The sequence below is a fragment of the Pseudomonas sp. NY15374 genome, from assembly GCF_048068255.1.
Lineage (GTDB): Bacteria > Pseudomonadota > Gammaproteobacteria > Pseudomonadales > Pseudomonadaceae > Aquipseudomonas > Aquipseudomonas machongensis.
This window is the reverse complement of the sequence record NZ_JBLUPZ010000017.1, coordinates 12865-31471: the sequence shown is the minus strand read 5'-3', so window position 1 is coordinate 31471 and position 18607 is coordinate 12865. Positions and strand designations below refer to the sequence as shown.

Annotated in this window: 13 protein-coding genes and 2 pseudogenes; 11 read left to right on the top strand and 4 right to left on the bottom strand. The window is 61.5% G+C overall.

The features are described 5' to 3' along the window. Nucleotides 1-92 precede the first annotated feature (92 nt). The 8 genes from ACNFHO_RS25870 to dctM all read left to right on the top strand — a co-directional run bounded on the left by ACNFHO_RS25870 (nt 93) and on the right by dctM (nt 9152). A complete protein-coding gene (locus ACNFHO_RS25870) occupies nt 93-932 on the top strand; it encodes an FAS1-like dehydratase domain-containing protein (protein WP_063546886.1) in 840 nt (279 codons plus the stop codon). A gap of 30 nt (nt 933-962) precedes the next feature. Further along, nucleotides 963-2126 (top strand): acyl-CoA dehydrogenase family protein, encoded by a 1164-nt coding sequence (locus ACNFHO_RS25865; protein ID WP_323453049.1) that lies wholly within the window; start codon nt 963-965, stop codon nt 2124-2126. Between the two features lie 10 nt (nt 2127-2136). After that, nucleotides 2137-3486: an MmgE/PrpD family protein gene (locus tag ACNFHO_RS25860; protein ID WP_416767811.1), complete on the top strand. Its 1350-nt coding sequence runs from the start codon at nt 2137-2139 to the stop codon at nt 3484-3486. Between the two features lie 20 nt (nt 3487-3506). Next, the gene (locus ACNFHO_RS25855) at nt 3507-4706 is read left to right on the top strand and encodes a CaiB/BaiF CoA transferase family protein (protein ID WP_054895251.1); all 1200 of its coding nucleotides are present in this window, start codon (nt 3507-3509) and stop codon (nt 4704-4706) included. A gap of 19 nt (nt 4707-4725) precedes the next feature. After that, the gene (locus tag ACNFHO_RS25850) at nt 4726-5553 is read left to right on the top strand and encodes an HpcH/HpaI aldolase/citrate lyase family protein (protein ID WP_416767809.1); all 828 of its coding nucleotides are present in this window, start codon (nt 4726-4728) and stop codon (nt 5551-5553) included. Nucleotides 5554-6167: 614 nt separating this feature from the next. Further along, the gene (locus ACNFHO_RS25845) at nt 6168-7166 is read left to right on the top strand and encodes a TRAP transporter substrate-binding protein (RefSeq protein ID WP_416767807.1); all 999 of its coding nucleotides are present in this window, start codon (nt 6168-6170) and stop codon (nt 7164-7166) included. Between the two features lie 70 nt (nt 7167-7236). After that, nucleotides 7237-7869: a TRAP transporter small permease gene (locus ACNFHO_RS25840; RefSeq protein WP_416767806.1), complete on the top strand. Its 633-nt coding sequence runs from the start codon at nt 7237-7239 to the stop codon at nt 7867-7869. Beyond that, the gene (gene dctM, locus ACNFHO_RS25835) at nt 7869-9152 is read left to right on the top strand and encodes a C4-dicarboxylate TRAP transporter large permease protein DctM (protein WP_054895247.1); all 1284 of its coding nucleotides are present in this window, start codon (nt 7869-7871) and stop codon (nt 9150-9152) included. Before ACNFHO_RS25840 ends, dctM begins: the two co-directional genes overlap by 1 nt. A 60-nt stretch (nt 9153-9212) precedes the next feature. Here the strand turns inward: dctM and ACNFHO_RS25830 are convergent, their stop codons facing one another. After that, complete coding sequence (locus ACNFHO_RS25830; protein WP_416767804.1) at nt 9213-9704, bottom strand: hypothetical protein; 492 nt, start codon at nt 9702-9704, stop codon at nt 9213-9215. A 327-nt stretch (nt 9705-10031) separates the two neighbouring features. Between ACNFHO_RS25830 and ACNFHO_RS25825 the strand changes: the two are divergent. The 3 genes and pseudogenes from ACNFHO_RS25825 to ACNFHO_RS25815 all read left to right on the top strand — a co-directional run. After that, nucleotides 10032-10139 (top strand): annotated as a pseudogene (locus tag ACNFHO_RS25825) (C4-dicarboxylate ABC transporter permease); the annotation flags it as partial. Between the two features lie 136 nt (nt 10140-10275). Then, a complete protein-coding gene (locus tag ACNFHO_RS25820) occupies nt 10276-11829 on the top strand; it encodes a GMC family oxidoreductase (RefSeq protein WP_416767802.1) in 1554 nt (517 codons plus the stop codon). Nucleotides 11830-11855: 26 nt separating this feature from the next. Beyond that, nucleotides 11856-12074, top strand: a pseudogene (locus tag ACNFHO_RS25815) (integrase core domain-containing protein); the annotation flags it as partial. An 88-nt stretch (nt 12075-12162) separates the two neighbouring features. Here ACNFHO_RS25815 and ACNFHO_RS25810 read toward each other — a convergent pair. The 3 genes from ACNFHO_RS25810 to ACNFHO_RS25800 all read right to left on the bottom strand — a co-directional run bounded on the left by ACNFHO_RS25810 (nt 12163) and on the right by ACNFHO_RS25800 (nt 18316). Beyond that, nucleotides 12163-13866 (bottom strand): LeoA/HP0731 family dynamin-like GTPase, encoded by a 1704-nt coding sequence (locus tag ACNFHO_RS25810; RefSeq protein WP_414154286.1) that lies wholly within the window; start codon nt 13864-13866, stop codon nt 12163-12165. Beyond that, on the bottom strand, nt 13866-17114 hold the full coding sequence (locus tag ACNFHO_RS25805) for a DUF726 domain-containing protein (RefSeq protein WP_416767800.1): 3249 nt from the start codon (nt 17112-17114) through the stop codon (nt 13866-13868). The genes ACNFHO_RS25810 and ACNFHO_RS25805 overlap by 1 nt, the downstream gene beginning before the upstream one ends. Before the next feature lie 290 nt (nt 17115-17404). Further along, nucleotides 17405-18316, bottom strand: coding sequence for a restriction endonuclease (locus tag ACNFHO_RS25800; RefSeq protein ID WP_416767798.1), 912 nt, complete (start codon nt 18314-18316; stop codon nt 17405-17407). Nucleotides 18317-18607: the final 291 nt, after the last annotated feature.

Sequence of the window (18607 nt, the reverse complement as noted above, 5' to 3'; positions counted from 1 at the left end):
TTATGAACGCTGGTTTACGCAAATGCAAATTCACAGAATGCCGGGCGCCTCGCATGATCGGCCCATAACAACAAATGCAGAGGCCCATGCTCATGACTGCTTCGACTTCGCCCACCGACTTCAGCGCCTGGATCGGCCGCACCGAAGAGGCCTGGGATGTGCTCAGCCGCAATCTGGTCAAGCGCATTGCCGCGACCTTCGGCGAGGCCGCGCCAGGCCATGGCGACGCGCTGCCGCACCTGTGGACCTGGTGCTTCTTCCAGGAGCCGCTGCCAGAGCCGCAACTGGGCAGCGACGGTCATCCTGCCCGTGGCGGCTTCCTGCCACCGGCCGACAACCGCAACCGCATGTGGGCTGGTGGGCGGGTCGAGTTCATCGCGCCGCTGAAAGTCGGCGGTGAAGCCCACCGGCTGTCGACCATCCTGCACATCGAGGAAAAGCACGGACGCACCGGCGCACTGCTGTTCGTCACCGTGCGCCACGACTACTCCCAGGACGGCCGCCTGTGCATCCGCGAGGAGCAGGACATCGTCTACCGCGAGCCCAATCCGCCCAAGCGCGGCAGCGGCACGCCGAGCGAGGTGGGTGAGTGGAGCGAAACCATCACCCCGACGCCGACGTTGCTGTTCCGCTACTCGGCGATCACCTTCAACGGCCACCGCATCCACTACGACCACCCCTACGTCACCGAGACCGAAGGCTACCCCGGCCTGGTGGTGCATGGCCCGATGATCGCCACCCTCAACCTGCGCGCCTTCGTGCGGGCCCACCCCGACAAGCCCGTGCGCCACTTCGCCTACCGCGGTGTGCGGCCGCTGACCTTGCCTGCAGCATTCCAGGTCAGTGGCTGCATCGAGGCGCCGGGCAAGGCACGCCTGTGGGCCGGCAACGCCGACGGCACTGCACAGAGCGCCGAAGTGACCTTCGACTGACTTCCTCAAGCCTTCGCAGAGAGTCCACACATGCACAGCTACGACAGCGATGACCTCAATGCCATCCGCGAGGGCGTGCGCGCCCTGTGCGCCGAATTCCCCGCCGAATACTGGCGCCGGATCGATGAAGAAAAAAGTTTTCCGGAAGCCTTCGTCAAGGCCATGACCGATGCCGGCTGGCTGTCGGCGATGATCCCCGAGGAGTACGGCGGGTCGGGCCTGGGCCTGGCCGAGGCGTCGGTGATTCTCGAGGAGGTCAACCGCTGTGGCGGCAACTCCGGCACCATCCACGGGCAGATGTACAACATGTTCACCTTGCTGCGAAACGGCAGCGACGAGCAGAAGCGCTTCTACCTGCCCAAGCTCGCCAGTGGCGAGCTGCGCCTGCAGTCGATGGGCGTGACCGAGCCGACCACCGGCACCGACACCACCAAGATCAAGACCACTGCCGTGCGCCAGGGCGACAAGTACGTGATCAATGGGCAGAAAGTGTGGATCTCGCGCGTGCAGCATTCGGACCTGATGATCCTGCTGGCGCGCACCACGCCGCTGCCGGAGGTGAAGAAGAAATCCGAAGGCATGTCGATTTTCCTGGTCGACCTGCGTGAAGCGATCGGCAACGGCCTGACCGTGCAGCCGATCGCCAACATGGTCAACCACGAGACCAACGAGCTGTTCTTCGACAACCTGGAAATCCCGGCCAGCAGCCTGATTGGCGAGGAGGGCAAAGGCTTCCGCTACATCCTCGACGGCCTGAACGCCGAGCGCACGCTGATTGCCGCCGAGTGCATCGGCGATGGGCGCTGGTTCGTCGAAAAGGCCAGCCAGTACGCCCGCGACCGCGTGGTGTTCGGTCGCCCGATCGGGCAGAACCAGGGGGTGCAGTTCCCCATCGCCGAGGCCCATATCGAGATCGAGGCCGCCGACCTGATGCGCTGGCGCGCCTGCGCCGAATACGACAGCGGCGCCAACGCCGGGGCGGCGGCGAACATGGCCAAGTACCTCGCGGCCAAGGCCTCGTGGGAAGCGGCCAATGCCTGCCTGCAGACCCACGGCGGCTTCGGCTTTGCCAACGAATACGACGTCGAGCGCAAGTTCCGCGAGACCCGCCTGTACCAGGTGGCGCCGATCTCCACCAACCTGATCCTGTCGTACGTGGCCGAGCATTTGCTCGAGCTGCCGCGCAGCTTCTGAGGAGCCGACCATGCGTGATACCCAAGCCCTGGCCAGCTTCCTGGCCGACCTGCGCTATGAGGCCATCCCCGGCAGCGTGCTGGACCGCACCGAAGACCTGTTCCTCGACTGGCTCGGCTCGGCCCTGGCCAGCCAGGGATCGCACCCGATCCCGCTGTTCGAGCGTTACGCCGAGCGCATGGGGCCCTCGTCGGGTCGCGCGCGGGTGCTGACCAATGGCCGGCGCACCTCGGCCTATTTCGCCGCGCTGGTCAACGGCGCCGCCTCGCACCTGGTCGAGCAGGACGACCTGCACAACAGCTCCGTGCTGCACCCGGCCACCGTGGTGTTCTCCGCCGTGCTGGCGGCCGCGCAAGACCTGGGCAAGTCCGGCCAGGACCTGCTGCTGGCCTCGGTGGCTGGCTACGAGGCCGGCATTCGCATCGGCGAATTCCTTGGCCGTTCGCACTATCGGATCTTCCACACCACCGCCACCGTCGGCACTCTGGCTGCCGCTGTGGGCGTGGGCAAGCTGCTGGACTTCAACCAGGAGCAGTTCATCAACCTGCTCGGCAGCGCCGGTACCCAGGCTGCCGGCCTGTGGGAGTTTCTGCGCGACGCCGCCGACTCCAAGCAACTGCACACTGCCAAGGCCGCCGCCGACGGCCTGCTTGCCGCCTACCTCACCGCCGATGGCCTGAGCGGGGCGCGCAACATTCTCGAAGGTGACCAGGGCATGGCTGCGGGCATGTCCAGTGACGCCGACCCTGCGCGGCTCTCCGACCGGCTCGCCACGCGCTGGGCGCTGGCGGAAACCTCGTTCAAGTTCCACGCCTCGTGCCGCCACACCCACCCGGCGGCTGATGCGCTGCTGCACCTGATGCAGCGCGAGGGGCTGGGCCATGAGCAGATCGCTGAAGTCATCACCCGCGTGCACCAGGGCGCCATCGATGTGCTGGGGCGGGTGACCACGCCGAGCACCGTGCACCAGGCCAAGTTCTCCATGGGCACGGTGCTCGGCCTGATCGCCGTGCACGGCAGCGCGCAGTTGCTGGAGTTCCGCGACCTGGCACTGACCGACCCGCGCATCGCCGCGTTCCGCGACAAGGTGCGCATGCAACTGGACCCCGAAGTGGACGGTGCCTATCCAGCGCGCTGGCTGGGTCGGGTCGAGGTGCGCTGCGTCGATGGCCGGCAGTTCAGCGCGGCCATCGACGAACCCAAGGGCGACCCCGGCAATACCCTGTCGCGCCCGGAGCTGGAAGCCAAGTTCCAGCGCCTGCTGGCCTATGCCGGGCAGCGCAGCGAGGCCGAGGGCCGTGCGCTGATCGAGCGCGTCTGGCAACTGCGTGACGCGCAGTCGCTGGCGGACCTGCATTGAACACCGAACAGGAATTTGCCATGACCCAATCCGCTCCCCGCCCGCTGGACGGCATCACTGTCGTCAGCCTGGAACATGCCATCGCCGCGCCGTTCTGCACTCGCCAACTCGCGGACCTGGGCGCGCGCGTGATCAAGATCGAGCGCCCCGGCAGCGGCGACTTCGCCCGTGGCTACGACCAGCGTGTCGATGGCCTGGCCTCGCACTTCGTCTGGACCAACCGCTCCAAGCAGAGCCTGACCCTGGACCTCAAGCAGGACGAGGCCGACGACATCCTCCTGGCGCTGCTGGCCAAGGCTGACGTGCTGGTGCAGAACCTCGCGCCGGGTGCGGCGGCGCGCATGGGGTTGTCGTTCGAGGCCCTGCACGCGCGTTTTCCGCGGCTGATCGTCTGTGATATTTCCGGCTACGGCGAAGGTGGCCCGTACGAGAAGAAGAAGGCCTACGACCTGCTGATCCAGAGCGAGGGCGGCTTTCTCTCGGTGACCGGCGGGCCGGGTGACGAGCAGATGGCCAAGGCCGGATGCTCCGTCGCCGATATCGCTGCCGGTATGTATGCCTACACCGGCGTGCTGTCGGCACTGCTGCTGCGTGACAAGACTGGTATCGGCAGCCGCATCGACGTATCGATGCTGGAGAGCCTGGTGGAATGGATGGGCTACCCGATGTACTACGCCTACAACGGCGCGCCGCCACCACCGCGGGCCGGCGCTTCGCACTCGACGATCTATCCGTACGGGCCGTTCCCCACCGGCGGTGGCGGCACCATCATGCTCGGGCTGCAGAACGAGCGGGAATGGCAGTTGTTCTGTGAAAAGGTCCTGCTCGACCCGGCGCTGGCCAGCGATGCGCGTTTCTCCGCGAACTTCCGGCGCTCGGAGAACCGCGAGGTGCTGCGCCAGATCATCATCGACGGGTTCGCCGAACTGTCGCTGGATGAGGTGGTGGCACGTCTCGAAGACGCGCAGATCGCCAACGCCCGGGTCAACGACATGCAGGGCGTCTGGCAGCACCCGCAGCTCAAGGCTCGCGACTGCTGGCGCGAGGTCGACAGCCCGGCTGGCAAGCTGCCGTCGTTGCTGCCGCCGGGGCGCAATGCCGCCTTTACCCCGCGCATGGACCCGGTGCCGGGATTGGGGCAGCACAGCGCGGCGATCCTCGAGGAGCTGGGTTTCTCGGCCGACGACCAGGCCCGACTGGCGGCTGCTGGTGTCGTTTGATGACAAGGAGTGATTGCTGATGCCGCAAACCATCGTCCGTTCGGCGCTGTTCGTGCCGGGCAGCCGTCCCGAGCGTTTTGCCAAGGCCCTGGCTGCGGGCGCCGATGCTGTCATCGTCGATTTCGAGGATGCCGTCGAGGAGCCGCTCAAGCTTCAGGCGCGTGATAATCTCGCGGCCTTTCTCACGGCCCATCCGCAGGCGCGGGTGTGGGTCAGGGTCAATGCCCCGGAGCATGCCGGGCATGCCGATGACCTGGCGTTCTGCGCGCAGCAGTCCGGCGTCAGCGCCGTGCTACTGCCCAAGGTGGAAAATGCCGCCCAGGTCGCAGTCGCTGCGCGCACTGGCAAACCGGTGCTGCCGATCATCGAGACGGCCAAGGGCTTGCTGGCACTGGAGCGCATTGCCGGTGCCGAGGGGGTCGAGCGTTTGTCGTTCGGCAGCCTGGACCTGGCGCTGGACCTGAACCTCAACACCGACAGCGCCTCGGCCCAGCGTTTTCTCGACCAGGCGCGCATGGCGGTACAACTGCATTCGCGCGGCGCCGAGCTGGCGCCGCCGCTGGACGGCGTGTTTCCGGCGATTGGCGACCCGCAAGGGCAGCAGCGGGCCATGCGCCATGCCTATGACATGGGCTATGGCGGGGCGCTGTGCATCCATCCCAGCCAGGTGCCGTTGATTCATGGCGTGCTGGCGCCGAGCAGCGAAGAGCTGGCCTGGGCACGGCGGGTGGTGGACGCCAGTGTGGCGGCCAAGGGTGCCGGGGCGTTCCAGCTCGATGGGCAGATGATCGATGCGCCGGTGCTGTTGCGGGCGCAGCGGCTGTTGGCATTGGCCGAAAGCACCTAGGCCTTTCGCGGGGCAAACCGGCGGCATCCCCACCGATGCATTTGTGGGTGCAACTGTCTTGATCAAAATCTAAAGGCCAGCCCAATCCCTGTAGGAGCGGGCTCGTCCCGCAAACACCGGCAAAGCCGGTGCCCGACACCGCGGTGTCCTTTTCGCGGGCAAGCCCGCTCCCACAGGAGCTGGGCTGGTTTAAGACTTTGAACAAGACAGTGGCAGCTACAGCGCTGACTCTCGGCTCAACGCTGTACCTGTAGGAGCGGGCTTGCCCGCGAATACCGGCAAAGCCGGTGCCATACCCACTGATGTATCTGTAGGAGCGGGCTTGCCCGCGAATACCGGCAAAGCCGGTGCCATACCCACTGATGTATCTGTAGGAGCGGGCTTGCCCGCGAACACCGGCCAAGCCGGTGCCATACCCGCTGATGTATCTGTGGGAGCGGGCTTGTCCCGCGATCACCGGCATAGCCGGTGCCATCCGCCACCCAGGAGCGTTCACCCCAGCCAAACGCGGGCTTACACAAAAGCTGATTCTCGAAACACGCCCGATTGGGCCATCGTACCCTTGGCAACGCTTCCCTGCTGACCCCTTCCAACAACAATAAAAGGTGACACCGATGTTGAAGCTGACCCAGGCGCTGTTGTGCGCCGCCGCCGTGTCCATGGCCGGGCTCGCCCAGGCTGCCGATCCTGTGATCATCAAGTTCGCCCACGTCGTGGCCGACAGCACGCCCAAGGGCCAGGGCGCGCTGATGTTCCAGAAACTGGTCGAGGCCGACCCGCAGCTCAAGGGTAAGGTCAAGGTCGAGGTCTACCCCAACTCCTCGCTGTTCGGCGATGGCAAGGAGATGGAAGCCCTGCTGCTGGGCGATGTGCAGATGCTCGCGCCGTCGCTGGCCAAGTTCGAGCACTACAACAAGCAGGTGCAACTGTTCGACCTGCCGTTCCTGTTCAACGACCTCGCCGCCGTCGACCGCTTCCAGCAAGGCCCGCAGGGCAAGGCGCTGCTGACCTCGATGGAAGACAAGGGCATCCGTGGCCTGGCCTACTGGCACAACGGCCTCAAGCAGCTGTCGGCGAACAAGAAGGTGATCCTGCCCAAGGACGCCCGCGGCCTGAAGTTCCGCGTGCAGGCCTCCAGCGTGCTCGAGGAGCAGTTCAAGGCCATCCGCGCCAACCCGCGCAAGATGAGCTTCGCCGAGGTCTACCAGGGCCTGCAGACCGGTACCGTCAACGGCACCGAGAACACCTGGTCGAACTACGAGAGCCAGAAGGTCAACGAAGTCCAGCCGTTCTTCACCGAGACCAACCACGGCCTGATCGACTACATGGTGATCACCAACGCCAAGTTCTGGAACAGCCTGCCTGAAGACGTGCGCGGCGAGCTGCAGGCGATCATGGACAAGGTCACCGTCGAGGTGAACAAGCAAGCCGAGGAACTCAACCAGGCTTCCCGGCAGAAGATCATCGACGCCAAGACCAGCGAGATCGACCCGCTGACGCCCGAGCAGCGCGCCCAGTGGCGTGAAGCCATGCGCCCGGTGTGGGACAAGTTCTCCGACCAGATCGGCGCCGACCTGATCAAGGCTGCCGACGACGCCAACAAGCCGTCCTGATCGTCGCCCCCATCACCCATGGCCACCTGCAGCGCAGGTGGCCCGGCTTCCTTCTGTCCGGAGAATGCCCATGCACAGGATCAGACGCGTCTGGGAGCACTTCGAGGAGGGCATGATCGCCTTCCTCCTGGCAGCCATGACCTTGATCACCTTCATCTATGTGGCGCTGAACAACCTCTACACCCTGTTCTACACCCTCAGCGACCACTGGAGCTTCGCCAGCGAGCTGATGCTCGGCATCGGCGACCACCTCATGGGCTACGCCCAGGAAATGACCTGGAGCATCGCCCTGACCAAGGCGCTGTTCGGCTGGCTGATCTTCTTTGGTATCGCCTACGGCGTGCGCACCGCCGGCCACCTTGGCGTCGATGTGCTGGTGCGGCGTGCGCGCAAGCCGGTGCAACGCATCCTGGCGATGATCGCCTGCGCCTGCTGCCTGGCCTACGCCGGGTTGTTCCTGGTCGCCAGCATCAGGTGGGTGAGCGCGGTGTTCGTCGCCGGTATCGGTGCCGAAGACCTCGACCGCTACGGCATCAAGATCGGCCATATCGCGCTGATCGTGCCGTTCGGCTTCGCCCTGATCATCGTGCGCTACCTGGAAATCCTCTACCGCATCTTCACCCACCGCCAGACCAGTCTGGGCCTCGCGGATGAAGCAGCGGAAGCGAGCAAACTGGCCAACCCGGGCGAGGAGTCACACTGATGACCGTTATCTGCCTGTTCCTGCTGCTGTTCGTGTTCATGTTTCTCGGCGTGCCGATCGCCATTTCCCTTGGCCTGTCGGGCGCGGTGTCGATCCTGCTGTTCAGCCAGGACTCGCTCAGCTCGCTGGCGATCAAGCTGTTCGAAACCTCCGACAGCTACACCTTCCTGGCGATCCCGTTCTTCCTGCTGTCGGGCGCGTTCATGACCACCGGCGGCGTCGCCCAGCGCCTGATCGACTTCGCCAACGCCTGCGTCGGCCACATCCGCGGCGGCCTGGCCATTGCCGCAGTGCTGGCATGCATGCTGTTCGCCGCGCTGTCCGGCTCCTCGCCCGCCACCGTCGCCGCAGTCGGCTCCATCGCCGTGGCCGGCATGGTGCGCTCGGGCTATCCGAAGGAGTTCGGCGCCGGGATCATCTGCAACGCCGGCACCCTCGGCATCCTCATTCCGCCATCGATCGTCATGGTGGTGTACTCGGCCGCCACCGAAACCTCGGTCGGCAAGCTGTTCATGGCCGGTGTGATACCCGGGATCCTGCTGGGCGTCTTCCTGATGGTGACCATCTACATCGTCGCCCGCATCAAGAAACTCCCCGCCCAGCCGCGTGCCAGCTTCGCCGAATGGCTGCGCACCGCCCGCCGCGCGTTCTGGGGCCTGTTGCTGCTGGTGATCATCCTCGGCGGCATCTACAGCGGCATGTTCACCCCCACCGAAGCCGCGGCCGTGGCGGCGGTGTACTCGGCGTTCATCGCGCTGTTCGTCTACAAGGACATGAGCTTCAGGGACTGCCCCAAGGTGCTGCTCGAGTCCGGCCGCCTGACCATCATGCTGCTGTTCATCATCGCCAACGCCATGCTCTTCGCCCACGTGCTGACCACCGAGCAGATTCCCCAGCAGATCACCCAGTGGGTGCTCTCCGAAGGCCTCACGCCGATCGGCTTCCTGATCATGGTCAACGTGGTGCTGCTGGTGGCGGGGAGCTTCATGGAGCCCTCGGCGATCATCCTGATCCTGGCGCCGATCTTCTTCCCGATCGCGATGAAGCTGGGCATCGACCCGATTCACCTGGGGATCGTGATGGTGGTGAACATGGAGATCGGCCTGGTGCATCCGCCGGTGGGGTTGAACCTGTTCGTGACCAGCGCGGTGACTGGATTGACGCTGGGGCAGACGATTCGTGCGGCGTTGCCGTGGTTGTCGATTCTGTTGTTGTTCCTGGTGCTGGTGACGTATGTGCCGTTTATTTCGCTGGCGTTGCCGGAGTGGTTGGGGATGCCGTAGGGGGAGGTGGCTTCTCGGACCGAAGGCGCTGGCGATGTCAGCGCCTTCGGGCCGCAACACTCAGGAGCCCTTGATCTGGGCGAGTCCATGGGTGACGGAGATCAAACGCATCGTCAGTCCGAACTCTTCCACGGGGCCTTCGTAGACTGCTCGATAGATACCGGGGCCGGAATACTTCACAACGGTTCCGGTATCAACAGAGGCCTCGTGCAGCGGGTTGCCATCCTTGTCATAGATGACCACACGGCTATAGCCCCAGGAAGAAGAGAAGCATTCCAGCGCTACATAGTTTGTCGAATTAGCGAAGGTCAGTTCAAAGGACGCCTCAACCGGCCAATGCCCGTTATTTCCGCCGACAATAATGCTCTTAGTGCCTTTATCGTCATCTTCGACCACAAAGAACATGGCGTCGCCGGTGTCGGGATTCAGCGTGAGCGAGTATCCAGGTCTTTTCACTTTACCTTTGAGTTCACTGCCGGGTTTCAGGTCTTTAAAAGAGTCAGTGATGTAGGATATCTTGCGTTGCTCATAAAGCTCATTCATCTTGGTCATCTTGTGCTCCTGAAGGGCGAACCCCTGAGTTTCGGTTTGGATAACGACGAACGCATGAGGGCCGGCTGTATTCCAGGTTAAACAAGAAGGAGAACTACCCGCCCTACAGGCTTGGGGGCCATGTTGGGTGAGGAATAACAGGGCCGGCAACTGGCAGACTTGTCAGTTGCCGGTTGCCTGTAGGGCTTCTATATTCAGCGCTTTTGTTTGCATTTGGATTGAGTCGGCTACGAGTATTCACAAAGCCAGCACCCTGTGTCGGCAGGGGAGCAGCATTCAGTCATACAGCCACGGCTTGAGCTCGGTCAGGTTGCTGATGACCACCTGCTGCGCCAATTCACCCCGTGGCTGTCGATCCTGCTGCTGTTCCTGGTGCTGGTGACCTACGTGCCGTTCATTTCGCTGGCGTTGCCGGAGTGGTTGGGAATACCGTGAAAACAGCGAAGGGCGCACGATGCGCCCTTTCTTTTTGCCGGCGCGCCCTGCGCCGGGTCGGATAATCGACCGATACCTGCGCGGCACGCTGCGCAGCAGAATCTTCGGTTCCTACTGGCACTCAGGGACTGAACGCATGCAGCAACTGATTGATCGCACTTACGACTTCATCGTCTGCGGCGCCGGCACCTCGGGGTGCGTGGTCGCCGCCCGCCTTGCCGACCAGCCCGGCGCCCGTGTCCTGCTGATCGAAGCCGGCAGTGCCTACACCGGCCCGGAGGTCACCGACCCCGCGCAATGGCCGGCGAACCTCGGTTCCGAGCGCGACTGGGGTTTCGAGGCGCAACCCAATCCCGCCTTGAACGGCCGCCGCATGGCGTTGAACATGGGCAAGGGCCTCGGTGGCGGTTCCAGCATCAACGTGATGGTGTGGGCTCGCGGGCACCGCACCGACTGGGACCACTTCGCCGAGGAAAGCGGCGACCCCGGCTGGGGCTACGAATCGGCGCTCGGCTACTACCGCCGCATCGAAAACTGGCAAGGCCGCCCCGACCCCCTGCGTCGCGGCTCGAATGGCCCCGTGCACGTCGCCCAACCTAGCGCGCCCCAGCCCCTCGCCTTGGCCACCCTGGAGGCCGCCGGCCAACTGGGCATCACCCGTTTCGACAGCCCCAACGGCGAGATGATGGAAGGCCCCGGTGGCGTCGCCATCGCTGACCTGCGCATCAAGCAAGGCAAGCGTGACTCGGTGTACGACGCTTATATCGTGCCGCGGCTGCACAACCCGAACCTGCACATCCTCACGCAGGCGCTGGTGGCTCGCGTGTTGTTCGATGGCCGTAAGGCGAGAGGTGTCGAGGTCGTGGTCGAAGGCCAACTGCAGCGTTTCTACGTGACGGGTGAAGTGATCCTGTCGATGGGTGCGGTGAACACCCCCAAGGTCTTGATGCAGTCCGGCATCGGCCCGGAGGCCGAATTGCGCGCGCACGGCATCCCGTTGCTCAATGTATTGCCAGGCGTGGGACAGAACCATCAGGACCACGTCGCCTTCGGCTGCACCTGGGCGTACTCGCAGCCGCAGCCGGTCGGCGGCGGAGGTTGCGAGGCCACCTTGTACTGGAAGAGCGACGCCCGCCTCGACGCGCCGGACTTGCTGCACTGCCAACTGGAATTCGCCGTACCTTCACCCCCCGAAGTCGGCATTGCCCCGCCGGCGCAGGGTTGGACGATGTTCGCCGGCTTGGCCAGGCCCGTCAGCCGCGGACAGTTGCGGCTGTCGGGCGCTGGCGTGCTGGACAGGATGCTGATCGAGCCGAACACCTTGAGTGCACCGGAGGACATGGCCGCCGCGTTGGCTTCGGTCGAGTTGTGCAGGGAGTTGGGGAACCATCGGGCGTTTGCCGGGTTGGTGAGCGGGGAGGTGGTGCCTGGGCCGCGGGATAGGCAGGGGATGGAGAGGTTCTTGCGCAACTCGGCGGTGAGTTTTTGGCATCAGTGCGGGACGGCGAAGATGGGCCGGGATGAGAGGGCGGTGGTGGATCGCGCGTTGAGGGTTTATGGGGTGAGCGGCTTGCGAGTGATGGATGCTTCGGTGATGCCGCGGATCACGGTCGGGAATACGATGGCCGCTTGTGTGGTGATTGGGGAGCGCGGTGCGGACCTTTTGGTGGGCAGTCGAGCGGTGTTGTAAGGGGGCTGCTGATACGCAGCTTTTGAGGGGACGGGTGGGATAATGCACCGATGGAGCGTGTATTTCGCAGTTTGAAATCAGAGTGGATACCGACCACGGGCTACCTGACCGGGCAACAAGTTCAACGAGACATTGGCCAATACCTGATGAGCCACTACAACTGGATCCGACCTCATCAGTTCAACGATGGACTGGCTCCGGCGAAAGCTGAAGAAAAACTCAAAACTGTGTCCGGGATGAATTGACCACTACATATCGACGATAGGGCACGAGCCGATGAAGCCTGGGGTTGTAGCCCAGGCTTCTGTCTGCCCTATGTGGGTATTGGGGCGGTTAGTTCAACGTTCTGAACTCAGCATCGATGGTTTCAGCTTCAACCCGCCATGCCTGGAAGAGCTGTTGACGCACCCGGCTTTCATCCAGATTGCTTTGCAGCTCTTGTCGGCGAGTATTGAGCTGAAGGTAATCGGGGAAGAATTCTTCCTTGAAACGTTCAGCGTTCACCAGAGCGATGAAGTCCTGGCGCTGTTTTTCGAAGTTGTCGACCATCGTTGCAATGGTTTTCTTGAAGGCTTCTTCGCGCTTGTATTGCTCCCAGCTGTCCCACGCTTCGAGTGCCACACCCAGCAAAGCCAGGGCACCATTAGCGCCCTTGGCGAATTTCACCGCGCCCCAGGGTTTAAACTTCAGGTACTTGCCGATGTCCATGCCAACCGTCTTGGCAATTGTCGAGATGCCATCTCGAGCGGCCAGTACCGTGGTGTTGTTGATGAGATTGCCCTTGAGCACGTGGTTGATGCCTTGTTTCCCCAGAGCTTTGACCGTCGTATTGAAGTGATTGACCTCACTGTCGAAGCCAACCTGCATCTTCTCGACCTCAAGCGTGATCGACTGGGTCTGGCGGCTGAACTCGTTTTGCAGCCGTGTAGCGAGGATGATGCCTTCGGCACCGACCTCTCGTTCGAAGAAATCGGTGAACGTTTCAAGGCTACAGCCTTTGGCCTGCAGGATCAGATCGGCGAAGTAGCGCGTGGCAAACTCGCGCAGGCTGATACGTGCTTCTTCGATCTGCTGACCGGTGCTTGCCAATTGCTTACCTAACCGACCATTGAGCTCGTCGAGCTTGCTGACTTCGAGGGAAACCTTGTGCTCGTTCTCGACAGCGATCGGCAGTTGGTTGTTGAGCACATCGCGAATTACGCTGGTGCGCATTTCATTGGCCAGCGCAGCGCTGCCACCATTGTGCTCGATCTTCGCTGTGGTCGCCGTCTGCAGCGTTGCGATATGCGACAGCGCCTTGAATTCTTCAAGGTTGGACAGCCAGTGCTCGGCCCCCAGGTCAAAGGGATTGGCAGCCACTGCAACTATCGAAAGATCGGCTGCTTCCTGATCGCTCAGACCAATCTGTTCGCGAAGCCTGCCCGTGACGTTATCGCGCTTGATCTGCAGATTGGACTGATAGTCCTGTTCGTCTTCAACATCAGCCACCTCATCGAAGCGACTGAGCACGAACACCGTGCGCGGCAGCAGACCCAAGGTACGGAACAACCAGGTCAGGTCTTCCTTATGGCTTTCCTTGATCGGGTTGGTCGAGTTCATCACGTACAGCACCAGGTGAGATTCGCTCACGTACTTCTTGGTGATGTCCTTGTACTTCTCGATGGCATGGGTTTCGGCGTTTTCCTGCTCTTTGAAACCGAACAGGCCCGGGGTGTCGATCAGTACGAAATCATCATCGACCTCGTAGATTTTCACCTCGTTAGAGGACTCTGCATGACTGATCTTCATACTGGATTTATCCAGCTTCTCCATCCAGGCTGCTGCAATCGATGTCTTGCCCTCGGAGAAGCCGCCGATCAGTGCGACCTTGAGTTTTTCACCGGATACGCTGTTGATGGCGTTCCTCAACTTGCTGCTCAGGGCCCCGTCGATTGGCACACCGGCCTGTGCACCCTGATCGAGAAAACCTTGCAACCGTTCGAGCAGCGACAGTGCGTCGGCCTGTTGGGCCTTGAATGTCTTGAGGGTATTTTTCATTACAGTTTTCCTGCGATTTCGATTTGGCGGGAGAGCACTTTCAGGCGTTTGGTGGAGCGCGCCAGCGCTTCAACCTGGCTGGAAGCTTGCTTGGCAGGCGCTTCCAGCGCCCGATCAAGTTGCTCGATCGTCTTCTGCATTTCGTTCAGTGCGCTTTCCAGATTTTCACGTAGCGCACTGCGCAGTTGTTCGGTAGCGCTGAGCAGGTTTTTATCGGTTGCCTGGCGTTGCTGAGATTTCTTGAAGTCGGAATCGAATGCGCCCCAGATCGCTTTGCCAACCGAGATCAAAGCGGTCAGTACCGAAGCCCCCACGAACCACAGGCTGGCACCGCCGGTGAAGGGTGCTGCTGCGATTCCCAGAAGGCTGGCGATCAGTCCCGCAACCTTGATGCCATTGTCGATTTTGATATTGAGTTTGAACGGCTGATTGAACTTCATGCTGCCGAGCTTTCCATAGCTCGCGGTCAGTTCCTGAGCATGCTTTTCGAATCGCTTGAGAATATCTTCGGCAGCCTTCTGGAAGGTGCCCACTTCAACGTTGATGACCTTGGGCAACTGCTTGCCCAACGCGTGTTGCTGTTCCTCAAGCTGTTCGCTCAGGGCTGCCTTGAAGGCATCGTTGCTGATATCTCCTTCGATCTTCGCATAGACGCAGTTTCGCACCTTGCTGGCGAAGCTGTGGATCAAGGTCTCGCCTGATGATTCAAGACGCTTCTTCAGCGCATTGAAGCTGCTGTTCAACTGACTCTTGGCGCTTTGCTCTTCTTCGTTGAGCTTGGCCGCCAGCGCCGAAAGCGTTTGTTGAACACCTGAGAGCGTGCCGGTGGTGTCGGTGAGTGCTTCATTGGCCTTGTTGAAGTTGGCCCGAATGATCTTGGACTGGCCGTCACGGATCAATTTCTCGTCGAGCAACTGCAGGAAGCCTCGCAGGCGAGACTTCTCCAGGAGTTCGTCGGCACCAAAGTCCGCGAGCACCTTGGCCCGACGATTGGCGTTCGATGAACCCGGCGCGAAGTGATGGGTCGAGGCAAGGAATGCTGGCAATGCGGTCAGCGCGAACACCTCCCGGTAGTGTTTGCCAAGCTGGTCGGCCATCTTCTGATCTAGGCCAGCAAGACTCGTGGTTTCGTCTTCGGAAACCAGCGGTCGGCCGTTCAGGGAGTTTTTGGGGCTGGTGATCTTCTTGTTGAAGATTGTCCAGACTTCGGTTTGTGCAGAGAGATGCTTCTTGATCTTCTCCAGTGTGCCCAAGTTCTGCCCATCGCCCGTCTGCGGAGGTGCTGCCTGGTTGGTGACGTAGAATACGGCGTGAGCAATTTGTACGGCGCGCTCGATTTCCTCCAGTACCAACCCTTCCTTGCCTTCGATACCCGGTACATCCAGCAAGGCGAAGGGGTGGCCGTCCAGCTCGAGGTCATAACGCTGTGTTTTCCGGGTGAAGTCGGCACTACCGTCACCGATGATCTGCCCGTCAGCGTGGACCTTCAGCTCGGTCACCAGTTGCACCAACTGAGTTTCAACTTCCAGGCGCTGTTGTACGAGCGTCCGTTGCTGCTCAGTAGTCGCTGCCTGTTGAGCGGTAAGCGCCGTACAAGCATCGTCGCGTGCACGGGTGACTTCGGCTAACTTCTGCTCGAGTTCAGTGCGGGCGTGCTCGGCTTTCTGCCGTTCGGTGTCCAGTGTCACTGCAGCGCTGTCGCGTGCTGCCGTGGCGGTGGCCAACCGGGCAGTGGCATCGTTGAGCTGTAGTTCTTCCGGCATTTTTCTGAACAGGTTCAGCAGCCTCTGCCAGAGCGAAGCCGTGCTTTTACGTTCGGCGAGAAGGCTGTGCAAACGGGTAACGGCAGCTAGAGCATCTTTGTGTGCGTGCTCGTGTTGCTGGAGCGTGTTGTCCAACCTCTGTGTCAGCTCGCTGGACTGGGCATTGGCCCGATCCAACGCTTCGCGAGCCTGCTGGTAGGGTTGCTCGTACTGCTGCACTGCGGCGGTCAACTGCCGCGTGAGTTCATCAAGTCGCGCTTCGGTCTCCTCAATGCTTTGTTGCAAGCGCTGGAGGTTTTCTTCAGTCAGTTCGTACTGTTCGTGCAGCTTGCGGAAGGCCTCCTGGCTCGCCCGCTTGCCTGGCTCCTGCAGCAGAATCCGCAACGTCTCGATGAGTGTCGACTTGCCTGCCCCGGTTTCACCATAGAAGGCGATGGTGAAGGTGTTCCACTCGGCGTTCTTCTCCAGTTCCGCCAACCGATCGAACAGCGCAGTACGATGTTCGGTGAGCCGCCGCAGCGCTTCCTTCCTGGCCAGGTTCAAGGCTTCGTCGTCCGAAGAGTGCCTCAGCTCACCGATAATGAGGGCCAACTCATCGTTGATTTGCTGGTAAACCTCGCGGGGGCTGTTCAGTTCGAGAGTCATGTAGGGTTCTTCGGTGGATTTTTCGGGCGCCTGGGTTGGCGGGAAAGCATCAGCATGAACGAGGGGGGGCTCAGGAGCGTTCGGCGTAATTGCTTTGAAGCGTGTTTCGGTCAACACCTCGGGGAGTCGCTCCCAGTAATCTGTGTGACCGAAGTCATTCATTTCGACGCTTTCGAAATGCTCGACCACGTTGCGCCCCAGGCAGGTTTCGCCCCAATTGAGCAGCAACGTCCGGTCTGTCTTGGAATACGCGTTGATCATCCTGCCTTGCAGGCGCTTGCGCATCTGACTCGCTTCAATGGCTGAGACCTCGACTGCCGCAGCCATCAGCAGTACATCGTTGATTGCCAACTGATGCCTTTTGGAGAAGCTTTTCAGACTGCTGACGATCACCCGACCGCCAAGAGAGTGGCCGATCAGATTGATGGTTTCTACCTGAGGGTGTTTGGTGCGCAGGTACTCTTTCAGTTGATCGAGCAGCACAACACCCATGCTCTCGGCACGAGCGCGGGCATCGCTGAAGTTCTTCAGACGGTCTTTGACCACAGCCCCCACCAATCCCAGGGAAGGACCGAAGCCCCCGGTAGCGCCGACCGGTACGAAGTTAAGGCTGCCCGCACCCAGCGACCAGAATGAAGCGATGTCGAAGTGCAGATAATGGTTTGATGGCCAGAACGCAAAGATATTGATGAAGTTACCGAGTTGCGCGGGAATTCTTTCAAGCAGGAGTTGCTTGTCTTCTTCGTTGTGCCCGGCGCTGTAGCCGTGGATGAAGATATTGGCTTCGGTCGTGTTGGTGCTGGAGGACGGCGACGACTGGAACAGGAATGGCAGGGACATCGGCGGCTCCCTATCTGCAGGCGTGCTGCTTGCGGGGCGGTATTGGCCGAGAGGGGGAGTCTGAGTACTCCATACACAGATGCGATGAGGTCTGGCGCCTGAGGAGGGAGTCCTTGGCTTGGTCCATAGCTGCAACTTCCTTGTGATCGTGAACCGGGTTTCGTGTGGATGCCTGGAAGGGAATTTACCTCGGTTAGGTGGCAGATTGCCATGCCTGGAGTAGGGACGACGCAGATTCCCTGCGCAGATCGGCGCAGGCGCATGGGCAGGAGGTCAACGCCACGGCGCAGTTAGTCCTCGGTGAAGTAGTCGCTATCCAGATGCTTCACTTCGTAGACCTGTTTAACGCTGCAGCCCAGGTTGTAATCGACCATCAGGCGGGCGAGTTCGGCGCCATCGATAAGCACTACTTTGATGTCCAGGCTCAAGGCAGCGTCGCGGGCTCCGGCGGAGAAGTCGGATGTCGTGATGAAGACGCCTTTACGGGCGCGTTTACGGGTCAGCGCCCCGATGAACTTATCGATCTCCGGCCGATGCACCGTGTTACCCCAGCGCTTGGCTTGCAGGTAGATGACATCCAGCCCGAGCTTGTCTTCCTTGATGATGCCGTCGATACCATCGTCGTTGGTTTGCTGGGTTGCGCTGCCGGCCTCTTTGCGTGAACCCCCGTAGCCCATGGCGATCATGAGATCGACTACTAATTGCTCGAAGAATGTCGGCGAAGCGGCACGGACTTGGGCGAGGAGGTCGTCTGCCAGCGATTGCATCAGTGCTTGATGGGCTGTGGACAGTTGTTCATCAGGAGTGGATTGCTCGGTGGGGTCAGGTTGGGCTGCCAGTATTGAGTTGGTGGCAGGGTTCGCGGTGTGGAACGCGGCGAACTCTGGAAATTGCTTGAGCCAACTGACAGTGATGCGGCCAGGGCCGTTGTTAAGGGCCTCAAGGCCGCGTGGAGTGATCTGGACCAGGCCTTTGGCCGGGATCACGAGCAGACCGGCTTTGTTTAGATAGGTGCGCGCCCAGCCGACTCGGTTGTTGATGACTGTTTGCTTACCGGAGGGGAGGCGTTCGGTGCGTTCTTCCTCGGTTAGGTTGAACTCGTTGGCTACGTGCTCGCGTAGGTCACTGAGCGTGAGCGGAGCGCGGTCGGCGACGATGGCCAGGATTGGGCGCATGAGGGTTTGGAAGTCTGGGATGGGCATGAGGGAAGTCCTTTTCAGAATTTGGGGCTGATGGCGAAGCGGGATAGGGGAAGCTTGGGGAGGTTGGGCGTTTTTGTCGAGCCGGGGTAATCTGAATCCAGTCGGTATCTATCTGTTTTGGCGCGTAAATAATTTTTTGGTGAGCTTGCTTGGAATACCATTTGGAACGCTGCGTGGTCTGGATTCCCATGGACGGTGCATTTTGAGGCCTGCCCCCAAAACGAATCGTGGCCAACTCTATCAAGTAAGCGCGATAAAAGGGGACAGATTTATATTTTGCGTTCCGGTATT